At 44.6% G+C, this 18,210-nt stretch carries 18 protein-coding genes; 1 reads left to right on the top strand and 17 read right to left on the bottom strand.

The window, feature by feature from the left end:
- Position 1 precedes the first annotated feature (1 nt).
- The 5 genes from NSQ12_RS08905 to NSQ12_RS08885 all read right to left on the bottom strand — a co-directional run bounded on the left by NSQ12_RS08905 (position 2) and on the right by NSQ12_RS08885 (position 2,819).
- On the bottom strand, positions 2–388 hold the full coding sequence (locus NSQ12_RS08905) for a YlqD family protein (RefSeq protein ID WP_032721548.1): 387 nt from the start codon (positions 386–388) through the stop codon (positions 2–4).
- Between the two features lie 121 nt (positions 389–509).
- Positions 510–755 (bottom strand): KH domain-containing protein, encoded by a 246-nt coding sequence (locus NSQ12_RS08900; protein WP_014476792.1) that lies wholly within the window; start codon positions 753–755, stop codon positions 510–512.
- Entirely contained in the window at positions 755–1,027 is a 273-nt protein-coding gene (gene rpsP, locus NSQ12_RS08895; RefSeq protein ID WP_003220815.1) for a 30S ribosomal protein S16, read from the bottom strand. Before rpsP ends, NSQ12_RS08900 begins: the two co-directional genes overlap by 1 nt.
- A 105-nt stretch (positions 1,028–1,132) precedes the next feature.
- Positions 1,133–2,473: a signal recognition particle protein gene (gene ffh, locus NSQ12_RS08890; RefSeq protein ID WP_003232020.1), complete on the bottom strand. Its 1,341-nt coding sequence runs from the start codon at positions 2,471–2,473 to the stop codon at positions 1,133–1,135.
- A gap of 13 nt (positions 2,474–2,486) precedes the next feature.
- Positions 2,487–2,819 (bottom strand): putative DNA-binding protein, encoded by a 333-nt coding sequence (locus NSQ12_RS08885; RefSeq protein WP_003238590.1) that lies wholly within the window; start codon positions 2,817–2,819, stop codon positions 2,487–2,489.
- A 177-nt stretch (positions 2,820–2,996) separates the two neighbouring features.
- Between NSQ12_RS08885 and NSQ12_RS08880 the strand changes: the two genes are divergently transcribed.
- The gene (locus tag NSQ12_RS08880; RefSeq protein ID WP_003245834.1) at positions 2,997–3,482 is read left to right on the top strand and encodes an Ig-like domain-containing protein; all 486 of its coding nucleotides are present in this window, start codon (positions 2,997–2,999) and stop codon (positions 3,480–3,482) included.
- Between the two features lie 36 nt (positions 3,483–3,518).
- On the opposite strand, the gene ftsY is transcribed toward NSQ12_RS08880, so the two are convergent.
- The 12 genes from ftsY to NSQ12_RS08820 all read right to left on the bottom strand — a co-directional run bounded on the left by ftsY (position 3,519) and on the right by NSQ12_RS08820 (position 18,206).
- Entirely contained in the window at positions 3,519–4,508 is a 990-nt protein-coding gene (gene ftsY / locus NSQ12_RS08875) for a signal recognition particle-docking protein FtsY (RefSeq protein ID WP_003232026.1), read from the bottom strand.
- Between the two features lie 19 nt (positions 4,509–4,527).
- Complete coding sequence (gene smc, locus NSQ12_RS08870) at positions 4,528–8,088, bottom strand: chromosome segregation protein SMC (RefSeq protein WP_015252105.1); 3,561 nt, start codon at positions 8,086–8,088, stop codon at positions 4,528–4,530.
- Positions 8,089–8,188: 100 nt separating this feature from the next.
- Positions 8,189–8,938 carry a ribonuclease III gene (gene rncS / locus NSQ12_RS08865; RefSeq protein WP_003232030.1) on the bottom strand — a complete coding sequence of 250 codons (750 nt, stop codon included), beginning with the start codon at positions 8,936–8,938 and terminating at the stop codon, positions 8,189–8,191.
- A 139-nt stretch (positions 8,939–9,077) separates the two neighbouring features.
- Positions 9,078–9,311 (bottom strand): acyl carrier protein, encoded by a 234-nt coding sequence (acpP, locus tag NSQ12_RS08860; protein WP_003154310.1) that lies wholly within the window; start codon positions 9,309–9,311, stop codon positions 9,078–9,080.
- An 83-nt stretch (positions 9,312–9,394) separates the two neighbouring features.
- Positions 9,395–10,135: a 3-oxoacyl-[acyl-carrier-protein] reductase gene (fabG, locus tag NSQ12_RS08855; RefSeq protein ID WP_003232035.1), complete on the bottom strand. Its 741-nt coding sequence runs from the start codon at positions 10,133–10,135 to the stop codon at positions 9,395–9,397.
- Positions 10,128–11,081, bottom strand: coding sequence for an ACP S-malonyltransferase (gene fabD, locus NSQ12_RS08850; RefSeq protein WP_029726491.1), 954 nt, complete (start codon positions 11,079–11,081; stop codon positions 10,128–10,130). Before fabD ends, fabG begins: the two co-directional genes overlap by 8 nt.
- Before the next feature lie 18 nt (positions 11,082–11,099).
- Positions 11,100–12,101 (bottom strand): phosphate acyltransferase PlsX, encoded by a 1,002-nt coding sequence (gene plsX, locus NSQ12_RS08845; protein ID WP_003232041.1) that lies wholly within the window; start codon positions 12,099–12,101, stop codon positions 11,100–11,102.
- 13 nt (positions 12,102–12,114) lie between these two features.
- Complete coding sequence (fapR, locus tag NSQ12_RS08840) at positions 12,115–12,681, bottom strand: transcription factor FapR (protein ID WP_003232044.1); 567 nt, start codon at positions 12,679–12,681, stop codon at positions 12,115–12,117.
- A gap of 108 nt (positions 12,682–12,789) precedes the next feature.
- Positions 12,790–14,838 (bottom strand): ATP-dependent DNA helicase RecG, encoded by a 2,049-nt coding sequence (gene recG, locus NSQ12_RS08835; protein WP_029317792.1) that lies wholly within the window; start codon positions 14,836–14,838, stop codon positions 12,790–12,792.
- Positions 14,816–15,718, bottom strand: coding sequence for an L-serine ammonia-lyase, iron-sulfur-dependent, subunit alpha (sdaAA, locus tag NSQ12_RS08830; RefSeq protein ID WP_003232049.1), 903 nt, complete (start codon positions 15,716–15,718; stop codon positions 14,816–14,818). The genes recG and sdaAA overlap by 23 nt, the downstream gene beginning before the upstream one ends.
- Before the next feature lie 25 nt (positions 15,719–15,743).
- Positions 15,744–16,406 carry an L-serine ammonia-lyase, iron-sulfur-dependent subunit beta gene (sdaAB, locus tag NSQ12_RS08825; protein ID WP_003232050.1) on the bottom strand — a complete coding sequence of 221 codons (663 nt, stop codon included), beginning with the start codon at positions 16,404–16,406 and terminating at the stop codon, positions 15,744–15,746.
- 138 nt (positions 16,407–16,544) lie between these two features.
- Positions 16,545–18,206, bottom strand: coding sequence for a DAK2 domain-containing protein (locus NSQ12_RS08820; protein ID WP_339176492.1), 1,662 nt, complete (start codon positions 18,204–18,206; stop codon positions 16,545–16,547).
- Positions 18,207–18,210 lie beyond the last annotated feature (4 nt).

The following is an 18,210-nucleotide window of genomic DNA, read 5'->3' as shown; positions in this document are numbered from 1 at the left end:
ATCACCTCTGGCGAATTTCAATTACTTTTCCGTCTTTTATGACGATGGTGTTCGCTGCTGTTTTCTCATGCCAGTCATCCCCGGCTTCAATCGTCAGCAGCGCATCGACTTCCTTTTCTTTCAGCTCACTGCCAAGCGGCAATGTATGTACTTGAGCAATTTGAAAATCGATGATTTTTATATCATCTTTTCGCTTTTCTATTGCCTTTTTAAATTGTTCAATCATATCAGGGTTTTGCTGTTCTTTCTCATGTTTTCTAAGCTGAAAATAGAGCTGGCTGCATTCTCGTTCAAGCATTTGTTTCTTCTCGGCAAAAGAAGCTAAAAGCTTTTCTTTGCTGCACTCGGTTAAGACTTGCATAACGGCTACACGGTGAATAATTTGCATCGCACCAAGCTCCCCGCTTTTAAAACTTTTACTCGCCCAGGCTTTTCTATTTTGCCTAAGCTTCTATCAGTTTACCCTTTTTTTGCGTGTAAAAAAAGGGGAGGTGCCGGCCCTCTCCCTTTTAGTCAAATATTTCAAATTGAACTTTCTTAGAAGACTGTGCGCCAGCTGCAAATACAGCTGTTCGAATCGCTTTTGCAGTCCGGCCTTGCTTTCCGATAACTTTACCAGTATCTGACTTATGGACAGATAAGCGCAGCGCAATCTTTTGATCGGTTTCTTCTCTTATGACGCGAATGTCATCTGGATGATCAACAAGCGGCGTCACAATGTGGACAATCAAATCTTCCAAGTGTTGATCAGTCATTACTTGCCTTGTTTAGCGTTGTGGAATTTTTCCATGATTCCTTGGCTAGAGAACAAGTTGCGAACTGTATCAGATGGTTTCGCTCCAGTTTGAAGCCATTTAAGAGCAAGCTCTTCGTCAATTTTTACTTCCGCTGGTTTTGCAACCGGGTTGTAAGTTCCGACTGTTTCGATGAAACGGCCGTCACGTGGTGAACGAGAATCTGCTACAACAATACGATAGAAAGGAGATTTTTTTGCTCCCATACGTTTTAAACGAATTTTTACTGCCATTTTACTAGCACCTCCGAAAATATTTCAACAAGATAGTATATTAACAATGATAAAAGTGTTTGTAAAGTGTTTTTTCTTAACAACGGTTTTATCATGTATAACCGATTACATAAAAGGTAGCTTAAACCCTTTTTTCTTGCCTTTTGACATGTTTGTCATCTGCTTCATCATTTTTTTCATTTCATCAAACTGCTTAAGCAGACGGTTGACTTCCTGTACGGATGTCCCGCTTCCTTTTGCAATCCGCTTCCGCCGGCTGGCATTGATGATATCCGGCTGTTCTTTTTCAAGAACAGTCATTGATTTAATGATTGCTTCCACATGATTCAGCTGTTTTTCATCAACTTGGATGTTTTTCAGGCCTTTCATTTTACCTGCACCCGGCATCATTTGCAGAAGCTCATCAAGCGGCCCCATGTTTCTGACTTGCCCGAGCTGCTCCAGAAAATCGTCCAATGTGAAGCTCATCGTTCTCATTTTTTGTTCCAGCTCTTTGGCTTTGTCTTCATCAACGCTGGCCTGTGCTTTTTCAATCAATGTCAGCACGTCGCCCATGCCGAGAATCCTTGATGCCATGCGTTCAGGATGGAACGGCTCTAACGCATCAAGCTTTTCGCCCAAACCTGCGAACTTAATTGGCGTGTTTGTGACAGCGCGAATAGAAAGCGCAGCCCCGCCGCGTGTGTCTCCATCCAGCTTAGTCAACACAACACCGGTTAAACCGAGCTGTTCATTAAAGCTTTTGGCAACATTCACAGCGTCCTGACCGGTCATTGAATCGACAACCAGGAAAATTTCTTCCGGATTCGCGATTTCTTTGACGTTGGTCAGTTCATCCATCAGTTCATGGTCGATATGCAAGCGCCCTGCCGTATCCAAAATGACGTAGTCATAATGTTCTTCCTTGGCTTTCTCAATAGCCTGTTTAGCTATTTCTACAGGACTGACCTGATCGCCAAGAGAGAAAACAGGCATATCAAGCTGTTTGCCGAGTGTTTCCAGCTGCTTAATTGCGGCTGGGCGGTAAATATCGGCAGCAACCAGCATCGGTTTGCGATTATGCTTTTTGCGCAGCAGATTCGCAAGCTTACCGCTTGTTGTCGTTTTACCGGCACCTTGGAGACCGACCATCATAATAACAGTCGGCGGCCTTTTTGCGACGGCGATTTTGCTCTCTTCGCCGCCCATCAGCTCAGTCAGTTCCTCTTGAACAACTTTAATGACCTGCTGGCCGGGCGTCAGACTTTTCATGACGTCTTGGCCTACAGCGCGTTCACTTACTTTTTTGACAAAATCCTTGACTACTTTAAAGTTAACGTCAGCCTCAAGCAGCGCAAGACGGACCTCACGCATCATCTCTTTTACATCTTGTTCGCTGACTTTCCCTTTTCCGCGGATTTTAGAAATCGTCTGCTGCAGTCGGTCGGCTAATCCTTCAAATGCCATAGTTTGCCGCCTCCTAATCTAATTTCTCAAGCGCTTCAATCAGAGCTGTAATTTCTTCCTCTTCTTTTGAACCGGAAGCAAGCTCCTTCAGCTTATTAAACATCTCTTTACGCTCCTGAAACTTTTTCAAAAGGAGCAGCTTTTCTTCATATTGTTCAAGCATTGCTTCTGTTCGTTTGATGTTATCATAAACAGCTTGTCTTGAAACCTCATATTCTTCGGCTATTTCGCCTAGGGAGAAATCGTCCAAATAATAAAGCGACATATAGCTCTTCTGTTTTGACGTCAACAACGACTGATAAAAATCAAACAGATAATTCATTCTCGTTGTCTTTTCGAGTGACATTTGAGCTCTCCCCTTTGTTAAGTCAAATCCCTTTACGATAACTTAGTTTACACGGTTTTATTGACACTGTCAAGTTTTTATCTTGTCAAAGCGACGATTAGCCTTTTCCAAAATACGCTAAATATCATCCAATTTATTCCGATATTGTATATGAACCCTATTTTAAGGAGGATTTTTATGAAAAAAATCGGTTTATTGTTTATGTTGTGTCTGGCAGCCCTGTTTACAATAGGTTTCCCGGCACAGCAAGCAGACGCTGCTGAGGCACCTTATAAGGCCTCAATCACAAATATCAGCACAGATGGAGGGGTATACGGTAAAATCAATTACGGGCAAGGTCAATATTGGCGAGTCAAGTACAATATTACAGTAAGCGGCAAATTACTCGACCAAAACGGACAGCCAGTGCCAAACGCGCCCGTAAGATTTGAAGCGGACACGAAGGTCGGAAACACAACACAAACTGCTTCAGGAACAACTGATGCAAACGGAACATTTGAGGTTCCAATGTATTTGGGGCCAGCTGCTGGTTACTATACGTATTACACATCTGTTTCCGTTCATTACTATGACATCATCCCATTCAGAGTTTTTTCTGGTGAGTCAAGACTGGTATCCACTGATAACAGCCTTTATCATTTCGCCTATCAAGTAAGAAGATAAAAAAGAAAAAGGCCCCAAGATGTTGGGGCCTTTTTCTTAATCGTCGGCTTTTTCCACTAAATCTGAAAAGAGTCCGTACACATAGGATTCTGGATCAAATTCCTGAAGGTCATCAACTTTTTCTCCTAAACCGACTAGTTTAACCGGGATGTGAAGCTCGTTGCGAATCGCAAGGACGATACCGCCTTTTGCCGTACCGTCAAGCTTCGTTAAAGCAATGCCGGTAACATTTGTTGCTTTAGAGAATTCTTTTGCCTGAGCCATTGCATTTTGGCCGGTCGTGGCATCAAGGGCAAGCAGCACCTCATGCGGAGCTTCAGGAACTTCTCTTTCGATAACACGTTTTACTTTTTCAAGCTCTTTCATGAGATTTACTTTGTTTTGGAGACGCCCTGCCGTATCACAAATTAATACATCGGCATTTCTTGCTTTCGCAGCATGAACAGCATCGTAGATGACAGCTGCCGGATCGCTTCCGGCCGTCTGCTTAATGACAGGCACTCCTGTACGCTCTCCCCATACTTCCAGCTGTTCAATGGCTCCCGCTCTGAAAGTGTCTCCGGCGGCAAGTACGACAGATTTTCCTTCTTGTTTCATTTTATGAGCAAGCTTTCCGATCGTTGTTGTTTTCCCGACACCGTTTACACCTACCAGAAGGATTACGTTTAAACGCCCATCCTGGATGTTCAGTTCTGAAATTTGCTCATCTCCGCTGTTATAAATCTCGACCAGTTTCTCAGAAATCACTGACTGGACTTCCTTTGGATCTTGAATATTTCTGCGTTTGACTTCTTTTTTCAGCTCATCTATTAATTCCATAACGGTTGTAAAACCGACATCCGCGCTGATAAGAACCTCTTCAAGCTCTTCGAAGAAATCCTCATCCACTTTACGGTAACGGGATACAAGATCATTCACTTTGTTTTGAAAGGAGTTTCTTGTTTTTTCAAGGCCATCCTTAAACTTTTCAGATACGGAATCTGTCTGTTTTGTGATTTTCTCTTTTAATTTTTTAAAAAAGCTCATCTTTTAACCTCTTTCCTCGTTACTGAACGAATTCTTTTGTTTCTTCCAGCTTAACGGAGATTACCTTGGAAACACCGGATTCCTGCATGGTTACGCCATAAAGCACATCCGCTTCCTCCATCGTTCCTTTTCTGTGGGTAATCACAATAAACTGGGTATCACTGCTGTATTTTTTTAAATACTGCGCAAACCGGAACACATTCGCTTCGTCGAGCGCAGCCTCTACTTCGTCAAGGACGCAAAACGGCACTGGACGAACCTTTAGGATTGAGAATAAGAGCGCTATAGCAGTAAGCGCACGCTCTCCGCCTGACAGGAGGTTTAAGTTTTGCAGCTTTTTCCCCGGCGGCTGAGCGATAATCTCGACTCCTGAATGAAGCAGATCGTTAGGATCGGTGAGCCTCAGTTCAGCTCGCCCTCCTCCGAATAAGGAGCGAAAAACTTGATCAAAGTGTGAGCGGATTTGAACGAATGTGTCGTTAAAGCGCTTCGTCATTTCTTCATCCATTTCTTCAATCACTTGGAACAAGGTATTTTTCGCTTCTGTTAAATCTTCTTTTTGTTCCGACAGAAACTTGTACCGTTCGTTGACCCTCTCAAACTCATCTATGCTTCCGAGGTTCACGGTACCCAGCTCTTCAATTGCGAGTTTAATCAGCTTCACGCGCTTTCTGGCTTCCTCTGGATCAGTTTCAAGCTGATATTTCTCTTTTGCCCCCTCAAAGGACAAGCTGTATTCCTCCCGTAAATATTGGAGTAAATTATCAAGCTCGACTTCCATTCGTCCGAGTTTGACTTCTTCGTCTTTTAAGAGCGTTGTTTTTTGTTTATACAGGCGTTTCATTTCTTTCAGCTCACGCTCATACGTATCAAGCCCATGCTGAAGCTTGATGCGCTGATCGCGCCTTAATGCAATCAGTTCGATCGTTTTCGTTTTGTCACTCAATTTATGTTTTGCTGCTTCTTCCAGCTTTTCTTCGCCGCTGGTGCTAGATGACATCTCTGACGTTAAGAAGCTTAAGTCTTCTTTTGCTTCTTTTAACGCAATCTCTGTTTCAGTGAGCTCTTTCTTTAATCTGGCAAGGTTGTCCTCTTCCCCCTTGCATGCCTGCTCTTTTTTGGCCGCAGCGATCTTCAGCTCAGTAAGCTCGTTGGAAAGAGACTCTTTCGTTGAGGATTGCGTTTGTTTTTGTTTTGTCAGTTTGTCTATGTCCTCTTCAAGCTGTTTCATCTTTTCAGATACGGCAGAGAGCTCTTCTTCAAGCTTGCGTTTGCGCGCTTTTTTCTCTTCATCGCTTTCTGACAGAGCAGATTTTTCTTGGTCATAGAGCTCTAAATGGGTATTGATATTTTTCTCGGCAACTTGAAGTTCGTACAGCTGGCCTTTCACATCCTGCTGCTTTAACCTTAAGCCTTCCCCGGTTTCTCTTAAGTCAGCCAGTTTTTTCTCCATATCCTGAATGGATTGTTTAAGGGTTTTGACCTCTTGTTCAAGCAGAGCTGTTTTCTCTTCCATTTCAGCGAGCCGTTTCGTCACATCTTCTAGCTCCCGGCTTCTTCCGAGGAGGGAGTTATTTTTCTTTTTAACCGCGCCGCCCGTCATTGAACCACCGGGGTTCACAACATCTCCCTCAAGGGTTACGATGCGGTACCGGTGCCCGAGAAGCTTCGCAAGCTCGTTTGCACCCTTTAAGTCCTCTGTGATCAGAACGGTTCCAAGAAGATTCTGGATGACGCTTCGATACGCAGGATCAAATGTGACAAGTTCACTTGCAACCCCGAGAAATGATGAATGCCGGGCGGCTGTTTCCGCGTCACGGCTTTGAAGCTGGCGGTCTCTAATAACAGAAAGAGGCAGAAACGTCGCCCGGCCGAAGGAATTCTGCTTTAAATATTGAATCGCTTTTCGGGCAGATTGTTCATCGTCGGTCACGACGTGTTGAGCAGAAGCGCCGAGCGCTATTTCAATGGCCGTTTCATACTTCTGTTCTGTAGAAATCAGCTCAAGAACCGCTCCGCGAATTCCGCCAAGGCGCTCTTTCGCTTTTAGCACTTCTTTAACACCTTGATAAAAGCCGGAGAAATCTCCCTGCATCGTCTCAAGCATGTCCTTTTTTGATCTCGCTTGCTGAACGTATTGGTATGCCTGATACAGAGCGGATTCATTTTTTTCGTATTGGCGCTTTTTCTGCTCATATTTTGTCTGCATATCACGATATGCACCGACTTGACTGTGAATCTCCTGCTCAATTCGGGCAAATTCCGTTTCACATGCGGCTTTACGCGCAGAAATATCACGCCGTTCCTGCAGGTGCTTTTCATTGTTGTCCGCGAGTCTCTGCAATGTGACAGCGGATTGGGACATCTGGTCATCAAGAAGCTGGAGTTCGTTGCGTATCGAAGCCTGGCTGTTTAACAGCTCAAAATAATCACTTTTCAGCTGCTCGATTTTCTCTTCGACATTTTCATTGTGAAGACTGAGAGCCTGCTGTTTTTCTTTTACTTGCGCCCTTAACTGCTTCACCTCAGCCTGAAGCGTTTCGAAGACAGCTTCCTGCTTCGAAAGCTCTTCTTTCAGAACCGTTTCTTTTTGCTGGAACTGAACGATGGCTTCTTCAAGCTGTTCTTGGTTTTGCACAGCGTTTTTCTTTCGTTCTTTCAGGACTTCTTTACGGCCTTCAAGCTTTTCCAGCTCTTCACTAGTTACCAGTAAAACTTGCTGGAGCTCATCTACTGACTCATCAAGCGCTTGTATTTTGTCCCTTGTATCCTCAATCTTTGCTTCTTTCGCAGAAATAGCAGACGATTCAGCAAGCTCTTCTTCTTTTGCCATCTGCACTTTCTCTTTAAGAGTCGACCATTTACCATGCAGCTCTTCGATATCATAGGCAGTCAGCGCAATTTCAACATGCTCCAGCTCTTTCTTTTTCTCAAGGTAGTCTTTCGCTATTGAAGCTTGAATTTTAAGAGGTTCAACCTGCCCTTCAAGCTCATGTAATATATCTTCTACCCGATTTAGATTGTCCTGTGTCTCAAACAGTTTATTTTCTGCTTTTTTCTTTCTCGTTTTATATTTAAGCACCCCGGCCGCTTCTTCAAAGATACTGCGGCGATCCTCCGCTTTACTGCTCAGGATCTCTTCCACTTTCCCTTGGCTGATAATAGAAAATGCTTCTTTACCAAGCCCAGAGTCCATAAATAAATCAATAATATCTTTCAAGCGGCATGGCTGATTGTTAATCAGAAACTCACTCTCACCTGATCTGTACACACGTCTTGTGACACTCACCTCGTGGAAGTCAATTGGCAAGAAATGATCATCATTATCAAGAGTAAGCGTAACTTCAGCTAGATTTAATCGCTTTCTTGAATCACTCCCGGCAAAAATGATGTCTTCCATTTTTCCGCCGCGAAGAGAGCGTGCCGATTGTTCGCCGAGAACCCAGCGAATGGCATCCGTGATGTTGCTTTTTCCGCTTCCGTTCGGCCCGACAACTGCTGTCACGCCTTTAACGAAGTCTACGGAAATCCGTTCTGCAAATGATTTAAATCCTATAACGTCTAAACGTTTGAGGAACATAGCGATCCTCCTTATGTAATAAGTATTTCAATTCTATCATAAACATTGGTCAAATAAGACGGCATACATACTGAAATCCCCCTGAGTCATAAGGGGGATTTTATTGTTTCGTATGGTGTTTTTGCAATTTAGCTAAAGCTTCCTGAGCAGCGTGCTGTTCGGCTTCTTTCTTTGAACGGCCGTTTCCGACTCCGAGTGGTTCACCTTTTAGAGATACGATGGCTTCAAATTCACGGTTGTGCGCAGGTCCTTTTTCGTTGGAGATTTTATACTCCAGAGAGCCTTTGCCGTCCCGCTGCACGTATTCCTGCAGCTGGCTTTTGAAATCCATCACATGAGAAAAAGCACCATCGTTAATTTTAGGGAACACATAAACTTTTAAGAAACTTTCGACCGGCTCTAATCCTTGGTCAAGGTACAAGGCTCCGATAAATGCCTCAAAAACATCCGCCAATAGAGCAGGACGCTTTCTTCCGCCTGTCATTTCCTCGCCTTTACCCAACAGGACAAGATCGCCGAATGACAGCTCGTGAGCCAATGAAACGAGAGACGGTTCGCAAACAATTGCGGCTCTCAATTTCGTCAAATCTCCTTCACTCATAGCCGGGTATTTGGCAAATAAGAATCTGGAGATCGTCAGTTCCAAAACAGCGTCACCTAAAAATTCAAGCCTTTCATTATCTTCATACGGCTTTTTCCGATGCTCATTCACATAAGATGAATGTGTAAATGCTTGATACAAAAGCTTTTCATTTTGAAAGTGAACCGAAATCCGTTCTTGAAACTCTTTAAATTGTTCTACTTTTTTATAGAACTTTTTTTTATCTTTATAATGTGAGTGTTTTGACATAGTAACCTCCATAGGCACATCAGGTTCACCGCGCTTCTCTGACTAAACCGGATACAGCGCGCGTAAAAGCGGCATGCTGTAATAACTGCACGAATAAAGGGCTAAAGCCCCGCGTTTCGGCGGGACTTTTAGCATCAGCTTATTGCTGGTTTTGTATGTAGTTCACAGCGTCGCCGACTGTTGCAATCTTTTCAGCATCTTCGTCAGAAATCTCCATATCAAACTCGTCTTCAAGTTCCATAACAAGCTCAACTACATCTAGGGAATCAGCACCTAAGTCTTCCTTGAAAGAAGCTTCAAGTTTGACGTCTGCTTCATCAACGCCAAGGCGATCTACGATGATTTTCGTTACACGCTCTAATGTGTCTGCCATAGCAATTCACCTCCCCTCAAGTATTATAGTGGATTCGTTTTTAAAAAACTAGAGAAACTACGATGAAATTTTCGAGAAAAAACTTACATCACCATTCCGCCGTCAATATGAAGCGTTTGGCCTGTCATATAACGAGCTCCCTCTGAAGCTAGGAACGTGACAACACTGCTGACATCGCTAGGTTCACCAAAGCGCGCAAGCGGAATTTGTTTCAGCATTTCGTCTTGAACGTCTTTTGCAAGTTTATCTGTCATATCAGTTGAGATAAATCCTGGCGCTATTGCGTTTACCGTAATATTTCGGCTGGCGAGCTCTTTAGCAGAAGATTTGGTTAAACCGATGACGCCGGCTTTTGCAGCCACGTAGTTGGCTTGTCCAGGGTTTCCGCTGACGCCGACGATAGACGATACGTTAATAATGCGGCCTGAACGCTGTTTCATCATTTGTCTTGTAACAGCTTTTGTGCAGTTGAAAACACCCTTCAGGTTAATGTTAATGACGTCATCCCATTCGTCTTCTTTCATTCTCATGATGAGATTGTCTCTTGTAATTCCCGCATTATTAACCAGAATGTCAATCGTAGAAAAAACAGACAATGTTTCTTTTATCATGTTTTGTACATCTTCGGGATTTGATACATCCGCTTTGACAGCAATTGCTTTTCTGCCCATTGATTTAATTTCATCTACCACTTCATTTGCTTTCGCTTCATTGCCGGAGTAGTTCACGACAACATTTGCGCCGCTTTTTGCCAGATCAAGGGCGATTGAGCGGCCGATTCCGCGGGATGCGCCAGTGACAATAGCCGTTTTATCATTAAGCATTATCATTCTCCTCCTTAAGCGTTTGAATTGCCAGCTCGATCGTTTCCGGATCTGATACAGCAATTGTTTTTAACCGTCTATTTACTTTTTTCACAAGGCCTGAAAGCACTTTTCCGGGACCGATTTCAATAAAAGTCGTAACACCCTCTGCGATCAGCTTGTTAATGCTTTCCTCAAAACGAACCGGAGAGTAAAGCTGCTCAATAAGTTTTTCTTTGATATCTGCTTTTTCAGTCATCACGCCAGCAGAAACATTTGAGATGACCGGAACGTCAGCGTCTTTTATGTCACAGGCGTCCAATACCTCTTTCAGCTTTTCAGCAGCCGGTTTCATCAGTTCAGAATGGAACGGACCGCTTACTTCAAGCGGAATTGCGCGTTTTGCGCCGTTCTCTTTTGCCAGTTCAGATGCAAGCTCAACCCCTTTAGCTGTTCCGGAAATGACGATTTGGCCAGGACAGTTGAGATTCGCAAGCTGTACAAGGTTGCCTTCCTCTGTGACTTTATCGGTTACTTGCTTTAATGCTTCAGCATCCATACCGAGAATCGCAGCCATTGCTCCTTCGCCAGCCGGCACCGCTTCATTCATAAACTCTCCGCGTTTTCTGACGGTATAAACAGCATCTTTGAAAGACAGAGCGCCAGCCGCAACCAGTGCAGAATATTCACCAAGGCTGTGTCCTGCTGTGAAATCAGGTGTAATGCCAGATTCTTTAAATTTCTCAAGAACAGCGATGCTTGTCGTAAGCAAAGCAGGCTGCGCATTGTATGTAAGTGTTAATTCTTCAGCAGCACCCTCAAAAATAAGCGAGCTGAGTTTTGTTTCCAACGTTTCATCGGCTTCATCAAACAGACGCTTTGCAGCAGGCACCTGCTCATAAAGCTCTTTTCCCATGCCGATAAATTGTGATCCCTGACCCGGGAATAAAAATGCAATCTTACTCATGATGTAAAAACCTCCAGACTACTCATCTGTTTTTTCTTCTTTCACTTCTTCCTGAATGAGCGCAGCCACATTTTGGCTGACCATCTCTCTTGCTTGCCGAATCGCATGGAATACAGCATTTGAATCTGAAGAGCCGTGCGCCTTGATCACAGGCGCTTTTAAGCCAAAAAGACTTGCTCCGCCATAATTCGAATACTCCATTTTCATTTTCATTTCTTTCAATTTTGGTTTCAGCACAGCTGCTGCAAGCTTGGATGTCAAAGTAGACGTCATTACGTCTCTCATCATTTTAAAAATTGACAACGCAGAGCCTTCCAGCGTTTTGAGTGTAACATTCCCGGTAAAGCCGTCTGTTACTACAACGTCCGCCACATCATCTAAAAGGTCTCGCGCTTCCACGTTTCCGATAAAATTGATGTTTGCTGTTTCTTTTAAAATTTGGAACGTCTGCTTCGTCAGTTCGTTTCCTTTTTTATCTTCTGTTCCGACATTTAAAAGTCCGACTCTCGGTGAAGTGACACCGCGCACTTGCTGAGAATAAACAGAACCCATGATGGCATATTGAACGAGGTGCTCCGGTTTGGCATCGACATTGGCGCCGACATCAAGGAGAAGAAATCCGTCTCCCGAAACAGTCGGAAGTGTCGGGGCAAGCGCCGGACGGTCAATTCCTTTAATTCTTCCGACAATAAAGAGACCGGCTGTCATTAATGCACCGGTATTTCCTGCTGAAATGCATGCGTCAGCTCTGTTTTCCGCAACCTCCTGCGCCATAAGAACCATAGATGAGTTCTTTTTTCTTCGCACGGCACGGACAGGTTCATCCGTAGGCTCAATCACTTCATCTGCGTGCAGCACCGTGATGCGATCTGATGTAGTTGTTAAATGTGATTCTATCGTTGTTTTGTCACCGACAAGTGTGATATGGAGATCATCAAATGCCTCTATACCTTTTATAACTCCGTCAATAACAGCTTTGGGAGCGTGGTCTCCTCCCATTGCATCTACAGCTATTCTCATGCATGCTCCACCTTTATGAATGTTTTGAACGATACATGTCAAAGCGTCCAGAAAAAACAATTTCTTCGCCAACGTAGCTGTTCACTTCGACAACCGTTCTTCCTTTTTCTTTTTCGACAGCCGTCACTTTCGCTTTTGCTACGACACGTTCACCCTGCTTTACCTGTCTTGTAAAGCGGATGTCTGCACTTGCAGTCAGCGCCAGCTCGTCATCAATGACTGCAACGGCCAAAGAATTCGCCTGTGCAAATAAATGGTGTCCTCTCGCAATCTGATTCCGGCTGAACACGTGCTCCTGTTTTATTTCTAAAATGGATATCGCCTGATCATCCAGCTCAAGGTCAATAATTTCTCCGATAACTTCATCAAGTGACAGGGACTTCACTTCGTCCTCAAGTGTTTTCTCTGCCACGTTCTTAATTCTTTCTCTCAGTTCAGGTATGGAAAGCTCTAAGCGGTCCAAACGTATCGTCTGGATGCTCACCCCGAATTTACCCGCTAATTCTTCATCTGTAATAAAGGGGGTTGCTTGAATCGTCTGCTGAAGTAATTCCTGGCGTTCTCTCTTATTTCTTCTCATATCTAAACACCATCCGGACAATTAAGACTAGGTACTAATAGTAGTATATAATTTCATAGATTGGAATGCAACGATTGTTTCTGGCTGAACACCAAAAACTTCTGATACTCAGCTTAATTTTTCCCCGTCCATTACTCCGCTCTTCAGCAATTCATCTCTTAACACAGCGTATTCCGGCTCCTTCCAGAACGCGTCAGAAGCCACAAGATTCGCAGCATCCTGCCTTGCCGTTTCAAGCGCTCTGTAATCATGAACCATGTCCGCCACTTTAAATTCCGGCATTCCGCTTTGTTTTTTCCCGAAGAAATCACCGGGACCTCTCAGTTCCAGATCCTTTTCAGACAGCTCGAAACCGTCATTGGTCTCCGACATGATCCTCATCCGTTCTTTCCCTGTTTCTGATTTTGGATCAGCCATCAGAATACAGAAAGATTGATGCTCACCCCGTCCAACACGGCCGCGCAGCTGGTGAAGCTGTGATAGTCCGAAACGGTCGGCGTCATAAATCACCATAATCGTTGCATTCGGAACATTCACGCCAACCTCCACAACAGTGGTTGATACGAGAATTTGACAGTGATTTGCGCTGAATTCTCTCATGACCTGGTCTTTTTCATCGGAATGCAGCTTTCCATGCATAAGGCCGACATTCCATTTTCCCCGAAAAATATCAGAAAGCATATTGTACACGTCAATGGCGTTTTGCACATCAAGCTTATCTGATTCTTCAATCAGCGGACAGATGATATAAGCCTGCCTGCCTTGCTTTAATTCTTTTTCGACAAATGCCAAAATACGATCAAGCATGTCATGTTTTACCCAATAGGTTTCAATTCGCTTTCGTCCAGCCGGCATCTCATCAATGACAGATACATCCATTTCACCGAACACTGTGATCGCTAATGTTCTTGGGATTGGAGTGGCTGTCATAAAGAGAACATCGGGATCCTGGCCTTTGTTCCGAAGCTTTTTGCGCTGCTCAACTCCAAATCTGTGCTGTTCATCAGTAATAACGAGACTCAGCGCCTTAAACTCCACCTCGTCTTGGATTAAAGCGTGGGTTCCTACAAGAATATCAATCTCACCCGCCGCAAGACGCTCAAGCAGTTCTTTTCGCCGCTTCCCTTTAACAGAGCTTGTCAAAAGAGCAACGCTGACGTCCCATTTTTCAAATAGCGAAACGAGCGAATCAGCATGCTGCTCGGCCAGAATTTCTGTCGGCACCATGAGCGCTCCTTGGTATCCGGATAGGATCGCGGCATACAGTGCAATGGCGGCGACTGCCGTTTTTCCTGATCCAACGTCCCCTTGAAGTAGACGATTCATTCTGTATGGAGAAGACATGTCTGCTGTTATTTCGCGAAGAACGCGTGACTGGGCGTTTGTGAGGGGAAACGGGAGGCTTTTGATAAATCTCATAAGTTCTTCGTTTGAAAAACGTTGCCGTATCCCTTGTGTCTGCTCTCTTTCCGCCTTTCGGAACGCCTGCATTTTCAACTGAAACAACAAAAATTCTTCATAAACAAACCGCCGTCTGGCAAGCTTTAATGCTTCCCTTGTTTCAGGCTGGTGCATTGCTTTTAACGCCTGATAATAGTCAGGCAGTTTATAGCTTTTTCTTAGCTTTTCCGGAAGAGGATCAGGAAGTGAGTCTGCATATTGGGTCAGCGCCTGCTGAATAAAGCGCCTCATCATTTTGACGGTAACATTTTCTTTCACAGAATACACTGGTTCAATGCTTTTGTCTTCTTGATGCGGCCCGTTTTTCAACTCCTGAACAGAGATGGTTTGGCGGTGCTTGTCCCATTTACCTGAAACCGTCACCACAGAGCCGAGCGAAAGCTTCTTCTTCAAATAAGGCCGGTTAAAACATACGGCTGTAATTAAATAGTGGCCGACCAGAAGCCTGAATGTCAGCCTGTTTCGTTTTTTTCCGTAATAGGTAAGAGAAGGCTCTGAATGAACCTTCCCTTCGACTGTGACTCTTTCATCATGCTTTACTTCTTCTAAATCCCTCAGCTCGTAGTCATCATAGCGATAAGGGAAATAATTCAGAAGATCAGAAATGTCATAAATACCGAGTTCGTGTAATGTTTTTTCTGTTTCCGGCCCAATACCCTTAATGTTAGCTATACTAGTTTGCTGATGTTGTTTCACGTGAACCTAGCGCTCCTCCGAAAATTTTTTTCTCTAATTCTCTTCCTGTCGGTGTTGCCGCTAAACCGCCCTGGCCTGTTTCTCTAAGTGCAGTTGGCATCGTTTGGCCTATTTTATACATGGCATCGATAACCTCATCACATGGAATACGGCTTGTAATGCCCGCCAATGCCATATCAGCGGCAATCATCGCATTTGACGCGCCCATCGCATTCCGTTTCACGCAAGGCACCTCAACCAGCCCTGCAACAGGGTCGCACACGAGGCCTAGCATATTTTTTAATGTAATGGCCATGGCTTCCGCGCTTTGTTCGGGTGTTCCTCCTGCCATTTCAACAATGGCCGCAGCCGCCATGCCTGAAGCTGATCCAACCTCTGCCTGACATCCTCCGGCGGCGCCGGAAATGCTTGCGTTATTAGCCACGACAAATCCGAAAGCCCCGGCTGTAAACAAAAAGCGGATCATTTGTTCTCTTGTTGGATTCAGCTTTTCTTTTACAGCAAATAACGTACCGGGCACCACACCGGCAGAACCTGCAGTCGGTGTCGCACAGATGGTTCCCATTGCTGCATTTACTTCATTTGTTGCAACGGCTTTCGATACAGCATCTAAAATCAGCGGGCCAGACAGGCTTTTTCCTGATCGAATATAGGCCTGCAATTTAACGGCATCTCCGCCTGTTAAGCCCGTTTGGCTCGTAACTCCCTCGAGTCCTTTCTGAACCGCCGCTTCCATAACAGACAGGTTATGATCCATCTGCTGAAAAATGTCCTCTTTTGTTTTTTCTGTTACTTCCATCTCTTGAGCTATCATCACATCAGAGATCAATATTTGTTTTTCTTTAGTAATCTCAATTAATTCTTTTACATTACGAAACATAACTGGCTCCTCCTGACCCTTTTCGCTAGTCAGCAATCTTTGTCACTTGAATAATATTCGGCAGTTTCGACAGCTCGTCGAGAATGTGGTCGTCAATATTTTGGTCGACCTCTATTGTCATCAGCGCAAGCTGGCCGATATCTTTCCGGGCTACTTCCATATGTCCTACGTTGATTGAAAATTTCGCCAGAACATTGGCAACACCGGCAATTGTGCCAAACTTGTCATTATGAACAACTAATATGGCCGGATGATTTCCTGACAGCCGGAGCTCAAAACCATTCAATTCTGTGATTTCAATCTTTCCTCCGCCAATCGAAATACCCGTCAGTTCAAGCTCACCCTTTTCATCAGAAATGGTGATTTTTGCTGTGTTCGGATGGACCGGGACTGCGTCTTCTACCCGAAACTCTATATCAATTCCTTTAGCTTCTGCAATTTGTATAGCGGTTTTAATCCGTTCATCGAATGTATCAAAATCAAGCAATCCGCCGATAATCGCGACATCTGTGCCGTGGCCCTTATACGTTTCCGCAAACGAGCCGTAAAAAGATACAATGATGCGCTCAGGCTCTCTGCCAAATAAACTTCTGGCCACTCTCCCGATTCTAGCAGCTCCCGCTGTATGAGAGCTGGACGGACCGATCATAACCGGGCCGATAATATCAAAAACGCTTCTGTATTTCATGCTATTCCTCCTTATGAACCAGAGCTTATTAGCGCTTTGCTTCTAGACTAATTGATCAGATATAAAATGGCAAGCGGGCGCGTTACAGCGCTGCCGCACTTAAAAGCAGACATAAGAATAGAAGGGCAAATTGCCCTTCTATTCTGCAGAAACTATATACGAATACAGAGGCTGTTTCCCATTGTGGATCTCAACCTCAATCTCCTCGTACTTTTCACTGAGAAACGCTTCAAGCTGCTCAGCTTCTTCCTGAGACGCATCCTCACCATATAGAATGGTCACGATTTCATCATCTTCTCCGATCATTTCTGACAGCAGCATTTTCGCGGCTGACAGCTGATTGTCAGAAGTGCCGATAATCGTTCCATTCAGAATGCCCATAAAGTCGCCTTTTTTAATATCTTTACCGTCAATATGAGTATCTCTGACTGAGAACGTCACCTGTCCGCTTTTTACTTGCTGAATGGCGCTTAGCATATTGGCCTCGTTCGCTTCAGCTTCTTGATCCGGGTTAAAAGCCAGCAGGGCTGACATCCCTTGCGGAACCGTTTTAGCAGGAATGACAAAAACCTGTTCATCCACTACGCTGGCCGCTTGGTTAGCAGCCATGATAATGTTGGAGTTGTTAGGCAGGATAAATACCGTATCTGCATTTACAGACTTCACGGCATCAACAATATCCTCAGTGCTTGGGTTCATGGTCTGGCCGCCTTCAATCACAACAGAAGCGCCAATGCTTTTGAATAGGTCTGAAATTCCTTCTCCCATCGCCACAGTCACAATGCCATACGGCTGCTTTGCCGGCGGTATTTCGTTGTCTGCAGGTTTGCTTTCTTGACTGATGATAGAGGTATGCTGTTCTCTCATATTTTCTATTTTTATTTTGATCAATTCACCGTAATGCTGGGCGTAGTTTAACACGTTTCCCGGCTCTTCAGCATGAATATGAACCTTCGCCAGCGATTCATCCGCAATCACAAGCAGAGAATCTCCGAACTGGCTGAGGTCTTGCCTGAACGTGCCTTCGTCGAACTCTCTTTTTGTCTGATCAAGCCTAACCATCACTTCGGTACAGAATCCAAATTCAATATCTTCGGTATTCATCATGCTTTGCGCGCTCTTGTGATGCTCTGCGCTGACCATGTCGTCAAGTGACGGAAGAACTGCTTTCTGAGGTACAGTTTCACCTTTTAATGAAGCAAGGAAACCTTCATACACACAGAGCAGGCCTTTGCCCCCGCTATCGACAACTCCTACTTCCTTTAGGACAGGTAGCAATTCAGGGGTGCGGTTTAAAGACGCCTCTGCTTCTTCTGTCACTGCAATCATCAGCGCAGTGATATCGGTTTCTTTTTCTGCTAAGATCATCGCTTTTTTTGCAGCGTCTTTTGCAACTGTTAAAATGGTGCCCTCTACAGGTTTCATGACAGCTTTATACGCCATGTCTACACCTGCTTGCAGCGCAGCGGCAAACTCAAGTGCATTAATTTCTTTTTTCGTTTCAATGCTTTTGCTAAATCCGCGGAACAATTGGGATAGGATAACTCCTGAATTTCCGCGTGCTCCCATGAGCAGCCCTTTAGATAACGCGGAGCCCACCTTCCCGATATCATCCGTATCCATTTGTTCAACTTCTCTTGCTCCGGAAGTCATCGACAGGTTCATATTTGTTCCCGTATCACCGTCCGGCACCGGAAACACGTTCAGTGCATCAACTGCACTGGCGTTTTGAGACAGATTCTGCGCTCCCGCAAGAATCATCTCGGCAAAGGTTCTGCCGTCTAATGTTCTGATAGACAATCCT

It is taken from the genome of Bacillus sp. PS95, from assembly GCF_037963565.1.
GTDB classification, from domain to species: Bacteria; Bacillota; Bacilli; order Bacillales; family Bacillaceae; genus Bacillus; species Bacillus subtilis.
This window is presented reverse-complemented; position numbering and strand designations above follow the sequence as displayed.